General features: G+C 57.9%; 16 protein-coding genes. 8 read left to right on the top strand and 8 right to left on the bottom strand.

Annotated elements, in window-relative coordinates:
- Positions 1-2 precede the first annotated feature (2 nt).
- The 5 genes from Q1B46_RS21225 to rmuC all read left to right on the top strand — a co-directional run bounded on the left by Q1B46_RS21225 (position 3) and on the right by rmuC (position 6360).
- A complete protein-coding gene (locus Q1B46_RS21225) occupies positions 3-806 on the top strand; it encodes a metal ABC transporter ATP-binding protein (protein ID WP_299951750.1) in 804 nt (267 codons plus the stop codon).
- Positions 807-809: 3 nt separating this feature from the next.
- Positions 810-2015, top strand: coding sequence for a metal ABC transporter permease (locus Q1B46_RS21220; RefSeq protein WP_299951747.1), 1206 nt, complete (start codon positions 810-812; stop codon positions 2013-2015).
- Positions 2012-2941: a metal ABC transporter permease gene (locus Q1B46_RS21215; RefSeq protein ID WP_299951745.1), complete on the top strand. Its 930-nt coding sequence runs from the start codon at positions 2012-2014 to the stop codon at positions 2939-2941. The genes Q1B46_RS21220 and Q1B46_RS21215 overlap by 4 nt, the downstream gene beginning before the upstream one ends.
- Before the next feature lie 286 nt (positions 2942-3227).
- Positions 3228-5078 (top strand): DNA mismatch repair endonuclease MutL, encoded by a 1851-nt coding sequence (gene mutL / locus Q1B46_RS21210; protein WP_299951744.1) that lies wholly within the window; start codon positions 3228-3230, stop codon positions 5076-5078.
- Positions 5079-5130: 52 nt separating this feature from the next.
- Complete coding sequence (gene rmuC, locus Q1B46_RS21205; protein WP_299951742.1) at positions 5131-6360, top strand: DNA recombination protein RmuC; 1230 nt, start codon at positions 5131-5133, stop codon at positions 6358-6360.
- Between the two features lie 3 nt (positions 6361-6363).
- Here the strand turns inward: rmuC and Q1B46_RS21200 are convergent, their stop codons facing one another.
- Genes Q1B46_RS21200 through Q1B46_RS21190 form a run of 3 tightly spaced genes read right to left on the bottom strand, consistent with a single transcriptional unit; the run spans position 6364 to position 8134 of the window.
- The gene (locus Q1B46_RS21200; protein ID WP_299951740.1) at positions 6364-6768 is read right to left on the bottom strand and encodes a hypothetical protein; all 405 of its coding nucleotides are present in this window, start codon (positions 6766-6768) and stop codon (positions 6364-6366) included.
- A 48-nt stretch (positions 6769-6816) separates the two neighbouring features.
- Positions 6817-7467, bottom strand: a complete 651-nt coding sequence (locus tag Q1B46_RS21195) for a ChrR family anti-sigma-E factor (RefSeq protein ID WP_299951738.1) — start codon at positions 7465-7467, stop codon at positions 6817-6819.
- 10 nt (positions 7468-7477) lie between these two features.
- The gene (locus tag Q1B46_RS21190; protein ID WP_299951847.1) at positions 7478-8134 is read right to left on the bottom strand and encodes a sigma-70 family RNA polymerase sigma factor; all 657 of its coding nucleotides are present in this window, start codon (positions 8132-8134) and stop codon (positions 7478-7480) included.
- Between the two features lie 148 nt (positions 8135-8282).
- Between Q1B46_RS21190 and Q1B46_RS21185 the strand changes: the two genes are divergently transcribed.
- Both Q1B46_RS21185 and Q1B46_RS21180 read left to right on the top strand, forming a co-directional pair.
- Positions 8283-9053 (top strand): DUF1365 domain-containing protein, encoded by a 771-nt coding sequence (locus Q1B46_RS21185; protein ID WP_299951736.1) that lies wholly within the window; start codon positions 8283-8285, stop codon positions 9051-9053.
- Between the two features lie 85 nt (positions 9054-9138).
- On the top strand, positions 9139-9456 hold the full coding sequence (locus Q1B46_RS21180) for a DUF3775 domain-containing protein (RefSeq protein WP_299951734.1): 318 nt from the start codon (positions 9139-9141) through the stop codon (positions 9454-9456).
- A 200-nt stretch (positions 9457-9656) separates the two neighbouring features.
- Here the strand turns inward: Q1B46_RS21180 and Q1B46_RS21175 are convergent, their stop codons facing one another.
- The 4 genes from Q1B46_RS21175 to Q1B46_RS21160 are packed head-to-tail and all read right to left on the bottom strand — an operon-like array spanning position 9657 to position 13153.
- On the bottom strand, positions 9657-10799 hold the full coding sequence (locus Q1B46_RS21175) for a saccharopine dehydrogenase family protein (protein ID WP_299951732.1): 1143 nt from the start codon (positions 10797-10799) through the stop codon (positions 9657-9659).
- A 3-nt stretch (positions 10800-10802) separates the two neighbouring features.
- Positions 10803-11858, bottom strand: coding sequence for a saccharopine dehydrogenase (locus Q1B46_RS21170; protein WP_299951730.1), 1056 nt, complete (start codon positions 11856-11858; stop codon positions 10803-10805).
- A 14-nt stretch (positions 11859-11872) separates the two neighbouring features.
- Positions 11873-12487, bottom strand: a complete 615-nt coding sequence (locus Q1B46_RS21165) for a glutathione S-transferase family protein (RefSeq protein WP_299951728.1) — start codon at positions 12485-12487, stop codon at positions 11873-11875.
- Positions 12488-12502: 15 nt separating this feature from the next.
- Positions 12503-13153, bottom strand: a complete 651-nt coding sequence (locus Q1B46_RS21160) for a histidine phosphatase family protein (protein WP_299951726.1) — start codon at positions 13151-13153, stop codon at positions 12503-12505.
- Positions 13154-13297: 144 nt separating this feature from the next.
- On the opposite strand from Q1B46_RS21160, the gene Q1B46_RS21155 reads away from it, so the two are divergent.
- Complete coding sequence (locus Q1B46_RS21155) at positions 13298-14491, top strand: Zn-dependent hydrolase (RefSeq protein ID WP_299951724.1); 1194 nt, start codon at positions 13298-13300, stop codon at positions 14489-14491.
- 121 nt (positions 14492-14612) lie between these two features.
- On the opposite strand, the gene Q1B46_RS21150 is transcribed toward Q1B46_RS21155, so the two are convergent.
- Positions 14613-14831: hypothetical protein (locus tag Q1B46_RS21150; RefSeq protein ID WP_299951722.1), on the bottom strand; the 219-nt coding region annotated here is incomplete at its 5' end.

Genomic DNA, 14831 nt, shown 5'->3' with positions numbered 1-14831 from the left:
CCATGCTGGAACTTGCCACAGTTCAGGGTGAATCAGTCGAAGAGCAGGGCGTCGATCACAGCCCGCTTGCCATTCGCGGGATGACAGTTTCGTATGGGCAGAAGCCCGCTGTGTTCTCGGTTGATATGACGGTACAGCCTGGTGCGATGACAGCGATCATCGGACCCAACGGGGCTGGTAAATCGACCTTGCTCAAGGCCGCTCTGGGTATCGTATCGCCGCTATCTGGTCAGGTGACCGTATTCGGCCAGCCGCTGGAAGACCAGCGCGCGCGCATTGCCTATGTGCCGCAGCGCGCCAGTGTGGATTGGGACTTTCCGACGCGCGTGATTGACGTGATTCTGATGGGATTGTCGCGCCAGCTGGGTCTGCTGGGCCGGGTTCGCGCCCGCCATAAGGCCCGTGCCATGGATTGTTTGAACCGAGTGGGAATGCGGGAATTCGCAGACCGTCAGATTGGGCAACTCTCTGGTGGGCAGCAGCAACGGGTCTTTCTTGCGCGCGCTCTGGCACAGGATGCTGATCTGTATTTGCTGGACGAACCCTTCGCGGGTGTCGATGCAGCAACCGAAAAGGCCATCATCGCGGTGCTGAAATCGCTGAAAGAGGCGGGCAAGACCGTCGTCGTTGTGCATCACGATCTGGCGACGGTTGCGGACTATTTTGATCATGTGTTCCTAATCAACACTCGCAAAGTGGCCGAGGGTTCAGTGGCACAGGCCTTTACCGCCGAAACGCTGCAGTCTGCATATGGCGGTCGTCTCGCAACGGCCCAGATCGATCAGATTTCGCGCGCGTTGGGATAAATCATGCTTTGGGAGGCCCTGAGTCTGCAGCTTGGCTACAACGCCACGCTGGTCGCAATCGGCGCGACGTTGCTGGGTGTTTCGGCCGGGGTGACGGGCACTTTCCTTTTCCTGCGTAAACGCGCACTGGTCAGCGATGCCATTAGCCATGCGACCCTTCCGGGGGTTTGCCTTGCTTTCATGGCGCTGGTGGCCTTTGGCGGCGATGGGCGCAATCTGATCGGCCTGCTTGCGGGATCAGCCGTGTCGGCGTGGGTCGGTTTGCTTTGCATGAACTGGCTGACGCGACATACCAGGCTTGCAGAGGATGCCGCCATCGGCGCGGTTCTTTCGGTGTTCTTTGGTTTTGGTATCGTTCTGCTGACTGTCATTCAAACCATGGGTGTTGGACGGCAAGCCGGGCTTGAGGGGTTTTTACTGGGATCAACCGCCGGAATGCTATGGGCGGACGCAATGGTGATCGCAATCGGCGGTGCGGCAACGCTGGTGCTGGTGATGATCATCCGTCGTCCTATGACGATGGTCGCCTTTGATCCCGAGTATGCTGCGGCGCGCGGCTTACCCGTACATCGGATTGATCTGGCGATGATGGGGCTTGTAATGGCTGTAACAGTGGTCGGGTTGAAGATTGTTGGCCTGATCCTGATCGTTGCTTTGTTGATCATCCCAGCGGTGACAGCGCGATTCTGGACAGATCGCTCTGATAGGGTGGTGCTGTTGGCGGGATTGGCCGGAGGGCTTGCGGGCTATTTAGGCGCCGGGCTGTCGGCTTCGGCACCAAATCTGCCAACCGGTCCGATTATTGTGCTGGTCAGTTTTGGATTCTTTGCGCTGTCTCTCTTGTTCGCTCCGGTTCGGGGCGTGCTGGCTGCTGTATTGCGACACCTTCGGTTCCAGCGTCGTGTACATATCCGGCAGGGCTTACTGGCGTTGGCGCAAGGGCAGAAAATCTATGAACCGCTGACCATTCGTTTATTGCGTCGCGCAGGTGTCGTACGCGCCGATGGCGTTGCAACAGACGAAGGTAAGGCGCGTGCAGCCAAAGCGCTGCGGGACGAAAAGCGGTGGGAAATCGTACGATCCGATCTGGCGCACGAGGCCACAGCAGCACTTTATGATGGTCTGCGCGATATCGAGACCGTACTGACCCTCGATCAGATCGCCGAGATCGACCGCCGTATCGGTGGTCCGCAGGAAATCACGCCATGAGCGGTGAAGAGTTTGTTCCCTTGTCGCTGACGCCTTTGTTGATCGGGACATTTGCGGCCATCGCCTGCGCGCTTCCCGGCAACTTTTTGGTGCTGCGAAAACAGGCCCTGATTGGCGATGCGATCAGCCATGTTGTGTTGCCCGGTATCGTTGTCGCGTTTTTACTGACGGGAGCGATCTCGACATGGCCCATGATGCTGGGTGCTGCTGGGGCCGCTGTCGTCGCCGTGGTGATGATCGAGGCCATCCGGCGATTGGGTCAGATCGAGCCAGGCGCTGCGATGGGTGTTGTGTTCACCACCATGTTCGCAGGTGGTGTGCTGCTGCTGGAGCAGACCGATACCTCGACCGTACATCTGGACGTTGAGCATGCGCTATACGGCAATCTCGAAAGTTTGATCTGGTTGGACGCTACAGGCTGGCAATCGCTGCTGGACGTGCAGGCATTGGCTGGTCTGCCACCCGAATTGCCACGCATTGCGCTGACAATGGTGGGGGTCATCCTGTTCACTTGGTTGTTCTGGCGGCCGCTCAAAATCTCAACCTTCGACGAAGGTTTTGCCCGCACCATTGGCATCCGAACTGGCGTTTTAGGTATGGCATTGGTGATCACGGCTGCGATTGCGGCCGTGGCAGCGTTTGACGCAGTGGGATCGATTATCGTGATCGCCATGTTCATCTGCCCACCAGCCGCGGCGCGGATGATGACCAATCGGTTGGAGACCCAGATTGCCTGGAGTGTTATTTTCGCCACCGTTTCCGCTGTGTTCGGCTATGTGTTGGCGGGTTACGGCCCATTGTGGCTGGGTGGCGAAGATGCTGTGAGTGCTGCGGGAATGATCGCGACGATATCGGGCCTGATGCTGGCGCTGACTGCTGTCTTTGGCCCTTGCAGAACACGTAGCGGTGCACCGAGCCATGCGTGACTTGTGGCGTATTCATGCCAATGGTTTTGGCATGATTTCGGCTGAACTCCGCCAAGTGGAAACAATCGCTTAATATTAACGGGATTAAATCCGGTATGCGTGTTACCAAAACCTTCAATTGTTAACCGCACGACCGCCACTCACTTTGGTATGTCCGGCCAGTAATGACCCAAGTCGCTACCCCCTTATCGGCGCGGTCACACTGGCCGGATACCTCGTTTAAGACCCCCTCACACCCAATCTAGCCAGTGGTCGAATCGCGCTTACCTATGCTAGGTTTAGCGGTATGGTGCATGCGAACCCCAATATCAGCGAAAATCACCCGGTGATCCGGCAGCTTGATGATGCGGCTATCAACCGGATTGCAGCAGGTGAAGTCGTTGAAAGACCGGCCTCTGCGGTCAAGGAATTGGTCGAAAATGCCATTGATGCCGGGGCCACGCGCATCGCTATCGACGTTGCGGATGGCGGCAAGACTCTGATTCGTGTCACCGATGACGGGTGCGGAATCGCTGCCCGCGATTTGCCATTAGCGCTGTCGCGACACGCGACATCAAAGATTGATGGGTCGGATTTGCTGAATATCCATACCTTCGGGTTTCGTGGTGAAGCATTGCCCTCGCTGGGGGCGGTGGGGCGGCTGACCATAACCAGCCGTGTACCAGGATCCGATGCCGCGTCGATCCGCGTCTCGGGCGGTAAGATGGAAGCGGTGAAGCCTGCGGCTTTGCGAACGGGGACCGTAGTCGAGCTGCGAGACCTGTTCTATGCCACCCCGGCACGGTTGAAGTTCATGCGCACAGATCGCGCCGAGGCACAGGCAATCACGGACATTGTGAAACGTCTGGCGATGGCCGAGCCTGCTGTCGCGTTTACACTGCGCGATGTCTCGGGCGGGGGCGAAGGGCGCGTGACTTTCCGCGCCGACCGCGAGAATGGCGATCTGTTCGATGCGTTGCACGCCCGCTTGGCCCGTGTGCTGGGGCGCGAATTCGCCGAGAACGCATTGCAGATTGATGCCACGCGCGAAGGGCTTAGGCTGTATGGATATGCAGCGCTGCCGACCTATTCGCGGGGCGCTGCTGTGGCACAGTATCTGTTCGTTAACGGGCGGCCTGTGCGGGACAAGATGCTGACAGGGGCGCTTAGGGCGGCCTATTTCGATTTCCTCAGCCGTGATAGGCATCCGGCCGCAGCATTATTCATCGACTGCGATCCGACGCTGGTGGATGTGAATGTGCACCCGGCGAAATCCGAGGTCCGGTTCCGCGATCCGGGCCTGGTACGTGGGTTGATCATATCCAGCCTGCGCCATGCGCTGGCTGAGGCGGGGCATCGTGCGTCTTCGACTGTCGCCAACGCAACCTTGGGTGCAATGCGACCCGAGCCAGCGCCCGCTGGGCCCGCGCGGGTGTATCAGATGGATCGTCCGTCGCAGGCGGCGCGCCAGGCCGCTTATCGGGCACAATCTCCGGGCTTTGCGGAACTGTCGCAGGACTATAGCGGGCACATTGTTGAACCAGTACCCGAAGTTGCGCCGATCGAAGAGCGGCAAGACCTGCCTTTGGGTGCTGCGCGGGGGCAGGTGCACGAGAATTACATCATCGCCCAGACGGCAGATGGCATGGTAATCGTGGATCAACACGCCGCCCACGAACGGCTGGTTTATGAAAAACTCAAAGCTCAGATGGCCGAGAACGGGGTCGCTGCTCAGGCGCTGTTGATCCCCGAGATCGTCGAACTCTCTGAGGGTGATTGCACACGGCTGATGGCCGTAGCCGATGACCTGTCGCGTCTTGGCATGACGCTAGAACCCTTTGGTGGCGGGGCCATCGCGGTGCGCGAAACCCCTGCCATTCTGGGTGAAGTCGATGCCCGCGCCATGATCCTCGACATCCTTGATGAACTCGCCGATCAGGGCGAAAGCCAGACGGTACAGGCGCGGATCGAGGCGATCCTGAGCCGTGTGGCGTGCCATGGCTCGGTCCGATCGGGGCGCCGTATGCGCGCCGAGGAAATGAATGCCCTGCTGCGCGAGATGGAGGCAACGCCCCATTCCGGCCAGTGTAACCATGGGCGGCCGACCTATGTGGAACTGAAGCTGAGCGATATCGAACGCCTGTTCGGCCGCAGTTGATCCTGCGGCCTTGTCAGGCTAGGAAGAATAAAACAAGAACATCCGAGGCAACATGATCGAGATTGCTGGCACCCAATATGCATTGAATGACCCTGTTATCCTGATCGTAGGTGGGGTTGTTGTGTTGATTCTGCTGCTTTTGTTTATGTCGCTGCGGGCGTCGCAGCGTTCGGCCCGGATGGCAGAGCCGCTGGCGCGGCAAATGGCGCATCTGGGGCAACATGTGCAGCAGCTTGGCCAAGGGCAAGAGCAAATGCGAGGTGGCTTGCAGCATGTTTCGGACGCGCAGGCCAATGCGCAAGTGCAGGTGATCCAGACCGTTGAATCTCGTCTTTCCTCGGTGCAGCAACAGATGAATGACCGCTTGGCAGATAACGCGATGAAGTCCGCACGTGCGCTTGCCGAGATGCAGGAACGGATGAAGGAATCGCTGCATGGTTCATCGAAGCAGACGGCAACATCGCTGACACAACTTCAGGAACGTCTGGCCGCCATCGACAAGGCGCAGGATAATATCACCAAGCTTTCAGGCGATGTTCTGAGCCTTCAGGATATCCTGTCGAACAAACAGACCCGTGGGGCATTTGGTGAGATTCAACTGAACGATATCGTGTCCAAGGCGCTGCCATCGGATAGCTTCCAGTTGCAGGCGACATTGTCGAATGGGCGACGTGCGGATTGCCTGATCCACCTGCCAAACCCACCCGGCCCAATCGTAATCGACAGTAAATTCCCGCTGGAAGCCTATGAGGCGCTGATCGGATCGACCAATGATATGGAGCTGAAAGCTGCGGCGCAGATGTTCCGCACTACGGTTCGCAAACATATCAACGATATTTCAGAGAAATACATTCTAGACGGCGAAACCGCTGATGGCGCTTTGATGTTCCTGCCGTCCGAGGCTGTTTATGCCGAATTGCATGCCAAGTTCCCGGAACTGGTACAGGAGAGTTTTTCGAAACGCGTCTGGATCGTTTCACCCACGACCTGCATGGCGACACTCAACACGATGCGGGCGATCCTTAAGGATGCGCGGATGCGTGAACAGACCGGTGCCATTCGCAAGGAATTGGGTCTGCTGCACAAGGATGTAGAGCGTTTGGGCGATCGCGTCTCGAACCTGGATCGCCATTTTGGGCAGGCCGCCAAGGATATTTCTGACATCAAGATAAGCGCGGAAAAGGCGGGTCGCCGAGCGCAACGGTTGGACAATTTTGATTTCGAAGAGCTTGCGCCCGAAGATCAGACTAACGTGGTGCCACTGGGAAAAACCGAAGGCTGAGGATTACTGGATCGACAGGTCCAGATTGTATCCGACTGTCTTGCCCGTATCGCGGTCATTCCCCATTAAGTAAATGCGAATAATGTAATCGCCATCACTGGGGAGCTCGATCCGGGCAGTGTTACCATCGATTGAGCCGTTGTAAATCGCGATGCCATCGCTGTCCGGCGGCAGGATGTTGAAATAGATCACTCCGTAGCCGTTGGTGTCACCGACGCTGAGTTCGGCGAACATCTCCTGCCCAGCTTTGGCACCCAGTTTGTAGTCGAAAAACTCATCTCCGGTGATCGTTCCGTTTACCATCGTACCGAAATTGCCGGGTTGGAATTTCACATCCGCAGTCATCTGAGCGGAGACGCTGGCTCCATGCACCAACAATAACGATACAGCGGCGATCCTTAAGAACATCGAAATCTCCATTGCTTGGGATCGGTGGGGCGACGCTACCGCACCGGATCAGATTCGAAGAAATGGTTGGAACAGGCGCGGCATCAGCTTGCTGAACTTCAATGGCGCATCGGTGACCGCCAGACAAATGCAATCACTGGAAACATCCGCGGTGGGCGTGTGATGAACATCCTGATCAGCGATTTCGACATCGCCGCGCGCGAAATGATCCAGCTCGTCAGAGAATGCGCCTTGTAAAACCATGGTCAGTTCTATGCCATTGTGGCTGTGATCAGGTACCGCCGCGCCGGCAGGAATAAACAGCAGCCGGGCGGTCGCTTCGTTAGTCGTAGGCAGGATTGCCTGTTTGACACCCATTCCGACCGGTTTCCATTTGATGGCGTTCACATCACCACCTACGTAATCCTGCAGCGGCGCCGGAAGGATTGAGCAGGATGGGCGCGCGTCCTTGAGCGCGGGCGCGCCCTGAGCAATCAATGCCATTGTCGCGGCCAATGAGCTATCGCTCATGCTTACGTATGCGTCTTGCTCTTGCAGAACACAACCACCAACAGCGTCAAAACTTTCGGCCCGTGCGCGGCAATGGTCGCACAGAGACAGATGCGTAGCGACCATCAGGTCGAAGGCTTCGGGCAGAGTGCCTGCTGAATAGGCCATCAGCAGGTCGTCTGTGAGGTGATGTTTAATCTCGTTGCTCATAGTCGTCATCTCAGTTCATCGCGTGGCGCAAGCGATCCAGCGCCAGCCTTATTCGTGATTTGATCGTTCCCAAGGGTAGCCCGGTCTGAGATGCGATTTCTCGATGGCTCAGATCTCCGAAGTAGGCCTTCTCGATCAGCTGTCTTTGCGCCTCGGGCAACGCCGCAATGGCGCTACGCAGCTGCGCGGTTTCCTGTTGCAGTACCAGAACGTCTTCCTGTTCGGGCTCTGCCTCTGGGCCCCACCAAAGGTCTTGGGGTTCGGGGCGGCGTTGTTTGCGCAGCACATCGATGCGCTTGTTCCGGGCGATTGTGAACACCCAGGTTGCAACTGTCGCCCGGGACGGGTCGAACAGATGCGCCTTGTGCCATAGGGTGGCCATGACCTCTTGCGCACATTCCTCGGCCAGTGTTGCGTCCGATCCGGACTTTATCAGGAATGCTTTGATACGCGGCGCGAAATGCTGGAACAGTTCGGCAAATGCCACCTGATCCTGCGTGTCCCGGATCCGACGGACGTGGCCCACCCATTCGGTTCTGGCGTCACAAGTCTTGTTTTGTCGGTTCACCGGTTTGCCCTTAAAGCGTGTGGATCCGCGCCAAACAGGTTTTGCGGCACTTTCGGCCACAGGTTCGTCCAGGGTCGCGGTGTCAATCTCGGTAAACATAACCACATTACGCGGCTTGGCCCAAGGTGGATCAGTTTGGTGGATTATTTTCATCCAAAACGGATTTCATAACGTAGAGTACATACAACAGACATGCGGATACGCATGTCATTCGAATAGTTTGCAGGCAGTACGGAAAATCTGCGTCATGAATCGCGTTGATTATATCGCAGGCCATACCTTTCACGGGCGCAAGGGTGCGGTCGAGAATGAGTTTCGCTATTCCGTTGACTACATCCTGTTTGACCCCGAGGCGCGCCCCGAGACCCCCACTCTGTTTTCGATCAACGGTGCGAACCTGACCAACTGGCGTGATCGCGATCACGGGGGCGAACCCGGTCAGGGGCGCGGCGCGATTTGGTTGCGCGCGTGTTTTGAGGCGCAAGGTATTCCCCAACCCGACCGGATCAATTTGCTGACCCAACCCCGTGTGTTCGGGCATGTCTTCAACCCGGTCAGCTTTTGGTTCTGCTTTAATGGTGGAAACCAACTATACGCAGTGGTGGCAGAGGTCACCAACACCTACGGCACGCGCCACAGCTATCTGTGCCATAAACCCGATCTCTCGCCGATCGCGCCAACCGATCGGATATTGGCTGACAAGCTGATGCATGTCTCACCGTTTCAGAAGATCGAGGGCACATATACGTTCCGGTTCGACTATCGTGATGAGCGTGTTGGTGTCTGGATCGATTATGGGCACGCGCGCGGTGGCCTGATCGCGACCCTGACCGGTCCGCGTCAACCGCTTAGCAACCGGGTTATCCTTAGATCGTTTTGGCGGCGTCCGTTTGGCGCGCGACGGGCGGTTTTCCTGATACACTGGCAGGCAGTTAAGCTTTGGTTCAAACGAGCACGATTCAGCCCCTTTCGCACGGCACCTGTCCCGGATCAGCCTGTATCGCGGTCGCGTCAGTAGAGCGAGCCGATTTGCGCAAGATCAAAGACGATCACCCTCGGGGTCGTTCAGATAGGTCTGAACCGCGAACACGAGGAGTTGGGACATGCTGGAAATCTCGGCAAGAAAAATCGCCCAGGTCGCCATGATGGGACGGGAACTGGACCGGGCCGAAGGCGAACTTCGCGCATTCATCGATCGGATGGGCGAGGATGAGCAAGCGGAACTGGTGGCCGTCATGTGGGTCGGTCGCGAAAGCTTTTTCGCCGAGGATCTGGCCGAAGCCATCGCCACCGCAAAGTCCGAAGCCTCCACCCCGTGTGCGGATTATCTGATCGGTACGCCGCATTTATCCGACCATCTTGAGAATGGGTTGGATGCACTTGGGATTTCGGCTGAGGATGTTGAGAACGGCCTGATGTAGGCGTGTGTTGGGGGTGTCGGAGCGAGGGGCCAACCCCTCGCGCTCCCCGAGATATTTTTGGCCAGATGAAGGGGCGGATAAAGCCATCCGAAAAGCAGAAGAGCTGCATAATATAGCGTTTCGCCAAAAACCTGCTGGATCTGGCCTGCGTCTAAGCATATTGAGCGTCGACTGGGCCAAACCCGGTCGACGCCTGAACATCAGCGGGTATGATCCACAACCTGCAAATGCTGCGCAAGCATATCAATTTCGCCCATCCAGGCCTGAATCAATTTGGGGTCGCTCGGGGCAGCGTGAACCCCTGCCGGGATTGCTCGGTTCAGGACGGCTTCGACCGCCAATGAGACAGGGATTGACACAAGCCGCGCCATGGCGGTGCCGCGTTCGTCGCCCCAAGCGTCCATGGCATAGGTTTTGTGCCAGTCCGCGATCCCGTCTTTCTCAGCCTTCAGGGCGACGCATAGAACCACGCGATCCGGCTCACCCTCGTCATAGGCGTTTTCTTCCCAGAACTGATCTGACATCTGTTTCAGGCGTACATCGCCCTCGGGACCTGAAAGGGTTTCGATTTCAGTGAACACATCTGACCAAGCATCAGCCCAGCCATTGAGACGCAGGGTGCCACGGACGAATTCCTTGACCGGCCAGTGCTTTTCGAACTGGTATTCAGCCATGAAAGGGATCGAGTCGCGGTTCGGATAGACCTCAAAGCTTTCTGGCGTCGGCAGTGGGGCAATATAGCTGCTGATCGCGTCCCACGGGCGGGCAACGTCGAGCGGTGCGTAGTCGCGGATCGACTTGGATGGCGATCGCAGCGCCTTGAGCACCCCTAGCGGTGACCAGCTGAACTTGTACCGAAACGGGTTTGGGTTTTTGGGGATGCCACCGCAGTAGGAAATGAAGCTCAGGTGGTTTTGCGGATCGAACGCGTCCGACGCACGGTAGTCAGCAATGAGAGCATGCGCCATCAGGTGGTCTATCCCTGGGTCCAGGCCCACCTCATTGACGAGCACCACACCGGCCCCGCGCGCCTTGTTATCAAATGCGCGCATCTCGGGTGCTATGTAAGAGGATGAGACAAAATTGGCTGTCTTGGAAATCGCTAGCTCTGCAAGTGGCACGTGCCAGTCACCCGGCAGCATCGAGACGATCACATCTCCCTTTTCCAACGCTGCGCCCAAGGCATCGATGTCAAATGCGCGGATGTCGTCTGTCAAGTCTCCGACTTCAGCCTTGGCCTTGTCGATGGTTCGATTCCACACGGTGACCTTGTGCCCGCCTTCAATCAGGCGGCGCAGGCCGGGGATGGCCGAAAGGCCGGTGCCACACCAGTGAATGGTCATTGCTCAGATTCCTTCGATATGCGTGTTGTAGGTTGCTGCCGCGCGACCCCAGACGCCGCTGTCCAGATCGGTCAGTGTCAGCAAGGAAGGCAGCAGTTGCGCGGCGTAGTCTTCTGAACTTTCGACCGGCAGCATCGACGGCAGATTGTCGATGGCCATCACGTCCATCACCGGGTTGGTCGCAACGCGCAGTGCGGGTGCGTTCCAAGTGGTTGCACGGTCATAGACCGGCACTGGGTTGTAGTCGCTGTCCGGGTCGCAGGCGACGTCGCCGATGGCCGTCAGTCTGCGTGGCGCAGTGAGTGCCTCGCGCGGCACAAAGACAGGGGTGCCTAGTCGCGCAAAGATGCAGTTCAGGAACAGGTCATGGTCCAGGATTTCCGGGAACGGCCCGCCGCCTGCGGTTTCGGCCATGTCCCATTTGGTGACGGAGATACCCATTGCCTCGCACAGATCGGCGGCACCTGTGCCCACGCGTCCCAAGGCGCCGATAACGATGGCGCGGGGGCGGTCAGCGCCAGTGGCGTCCAACTCATCCAGCAATTCGGCGTTCAATGCGTCTTTGCTCGGATAGACGCCCACCGCCGGGCATTCCTGCCCGCGTTGCTGTGCTGCCCAAGTCTTGAGCGTTACGGCTGCGCCCGCATATCCGGCCCAATAACCAAAGGCGGCAACCCGGCGCCCATCCTCATTCACCAGATACTCCAGATCATAAAGCGTTCCGCCGCCGGTATTGAACCGCTGCAACAACGCACGGCCAGAATGCTGTCCCTTGTAGGCGTGGCCGAACATGATGTGGCTATGGGGCAGGGGCGTGCCATCCTCGGGCAATTCCTTGAGGCCGAAGATGATTGCGTCAAGCGGAGCTTCGGGCCAGGAGTTTTCAGCCGCGATCTCGCAACCAGCGTCTTTGTAACCGCCCAAGGGTATCGCACGCATAGAGCTTTCTTCGACCGTCACGCGGATACCTGCTGCGATCAAGGCGCTGGCCCCTTCTGCGGTCAGGCCGACCCGTTCTTCATTCGGGCGCTGTTCTGCCCGGACCCAGAGATGTGTCATGCGTATTCCTTTTGTCAGAGCATACTAGCAGCGCGCACCGTCTGAACCGAGCGGCGCGCCTCCATCGCCTCACGGAAGGCAACAATCTTGGGGAAGGCCGAGACGTCGACACCATCGCCTTCCAGCCAGCTGCAAACAACATAGAGATAGGCGTCAGCCAGCGAGAACGCCTCGCCCAGCACAAAGGGCCCACGCAGCCCATTCGAGCAAATATATTCGCAAGACGCGGTCATTGTCTGAGCGACCTTGTCCCTCATGTCCTTCCAGCTGGACTTCTTGTCTGCCCAGCGTGCCCCGCGCAGTTTGTGTGCATGGTTCACATGCATGGTCGAGGCGAGATAAAACATCACCTCGCGCATCCGCGCGGCCATGACCGGGTCGTCTGGCACCAGCCCGGCGTCGGGCGCTTTGGTGGCGACGTATTCCAGCAAAGCCCCGGTTTCGGTCAGAATGCCACCGTCGACCACAAGCGCCGGAACGCGACCTTTGGGATTGATTTGCTTATAGGCAGGCTTTGTTTGCTCACCTTCGGCAAAATCCAGCGGGATCGCCTCATATTCCAACCCGGATTCTTCCAATGCGATGGCAACGGCAATCGAAATGGTGCGCGGTGCATAATAAAGCTGCAAGAGGAGCCTCCGTGATTACAGGTGTGTCTGTGCGAACTGTCGAGCCGGAGCTTCCAGATGAGGGACAGCATTGAACAGAACCGGGCTTAGCTGCGTGCCAATCGGATGCAGACGATGCATCGACGTGTTCATGATGGCAAGGGCCACCCTTGCCATGGACGGAATGTCCAGCCCCATAGCTTGCCGCACCACCATCGAGATCAACCCCCCGGACGTTACAACAATCGCTGGCCCGCCTTCGGTCCCGATATCGCGCAACGCGTCACGGACACGGGTTTCGAACTCGGTGAAGGTTTCGGGCGGGTTCTCGATCTCGCCCTTGGCCCAGGCGGTAAATGTCTTGGGCAGGTGTTCCACGAACCCTTCTCGGTCGGTCGGGATCGTTACTCCGTGCTGATCCTGAAACAATTGTGCGAGTGTGAAGTATTCAATCTCGTTCAACCGCGCGTCGCGGGCCGGCTCTGTCAAATTCATGCTGGCGGCGGTCTCTACGTGGCGTGTCAGGGTGCCGCAATATACGCGCGGATGATGGGCCTGCGTATCCTTCAGATGCGCCCCCAGCCAGCGTGCCTGCTGATGGCCCAGATCGCTGAGCCTGTCGTAACTAAGCTCGTCGCGTGCGGTGGTGTTGGCCTGCCCGTGACGCACCAAAGTGATGTATGACATATCGATCCCTCTTACGTCGAAGTCTTAGGACAGGTTCGGGGTGGGGGCCAGAGGGGTTCCGGGAAAAACTGCTGCATTGTTCGGGCGTCACTTGCGGACATGTGGTGCTGACGTATTGTGCCCTTGGTGAAATAGGGGAGCGCCATGGCGGTCGATGAAAAACGGTTTCTTCAAGATCTGCACAGGTTGCGGCAATTCGGGGCCGCAGGTGTCGGCAAGGGCGTCATCCGCCCGGCTTATTCCGATGCCGACATAGCGGCCCGGCGCTGGTTGGCGGAGCGCATGGCCGAGGCGGGGTTGACCCCGCATTTCGATCCGGTCGGAAACCTATTCGGTTTGGCCGATGGGCCATCGCTGTTGATGGGATCACATTCAGACAGCCAGCCCGAAGGCGGTTGGCTGGATGGGGCGTTGGGCGTGATCGCCGCGCTTGAGGTTGCGCGATCCAGCGATCAGCCGATCTCGGTGGTCAGCTTTCAGGATGAAGAAGGACGGTTTGGAGTCACGACGGGATCAGCGGTTTGGTCCGGTGGGTTGGATCTGGCGCATGCTGACGTGTTGACCGATCACACCGGAGAGACTTTCGGCTCAGCCCGGGCGGCAATGGCGGACCTTGCCGCAGGTTTCGTTGACCCGGACCAGTTCACTGGATTTGTCGAAATGCATATCGAACAAGGCCCCTCGCTTGATGCAAAAGGCGACCAGATCGGGGTGGTCACCGATATCGTCGGCATTCGCGATATGGTGGTCCAGTTTGATGGGCAGCAGAACCATGCCGGTACAACGCCGATGCACCTGCGCCGAGATGCGTTTCAGGCGCTTTCTCTGTTCAACACTCGGCTCAACGAGCAGTTCCGCAACGTGGTGACGCCGCAGACCGTTTGGACCATCGGGCATGTGGATGTCCACCCTGGCGCATCCTCGATCGTGCCGGGTCGCGTGCGGTTTTCAATGCAGTGGCGTGATGGCGATTCGGATCGACTTGCCAGGATGGATGAGATCATTCGCACCACCGCACAGGGTGTTGCCGAAGAAATGGGAATGGGGCTGAGCTTTGGGTCTCTGCTGGGCTTAGCGCCTGTGGCGATGGACCAAAGCCTTCGTGGTGTATTAGAGGACGCGGCAGAGCAGATTGCGCCGGGTCGGTGGCGCCAGATGCCGTCCGGGGCTTTACACGACGCAACCAATGTTTCGCGTCTGATGCCGGTCGCGATGCTGTTTGTCCCGTCGATTGGTGGTATTAGCCATGATTTTGCAGAAGAGACCGCAGAAGCTGACCTGATTGCCGGGCTGAAAGTATTGGAATGTGCGGTCCAGAAAATGACCTCGGGAATGTGACAAGGCTCGTTAATCATATCGAATACTGGATGAATCTCCTGACGCAAATTGGGATTGGTGAGGGGCGATAAACATGATCCGAAGACAGTTGCTTAACTGGAAAAAGTTTCCTATAGGAACATTATTGAAGCATACGCCCGTATACAATCCGATCTCTGCCTTGGCGTGACACCGAAATCCCGGGCTGGATCGTTGCAATATCTGCAACTTGGGTCAGACTGACGGAACGCTTCTGATCAACAGATACAAAGAAGGTAGCCATCATGACGACACTTAAGCGGACGCCGTTGTATGATTTGCATGTTGAGTTGGGTGGCAAGTTGGTTGATTTTGCGGGCTG

The sequence above is a fragment of the uncultured Ruegeria sp. genome (assembly GCF_947500045.1).
Classification (GTDB): domain Bacteria; phylum Pseudomonadota; class Alphaproteobacteria; order Rhodobacterales; family Rhodobacteraceae; genus Ruegeria.
This window is presented reverse-complemented; position numbering and strand designations above follow the sequence as displayed.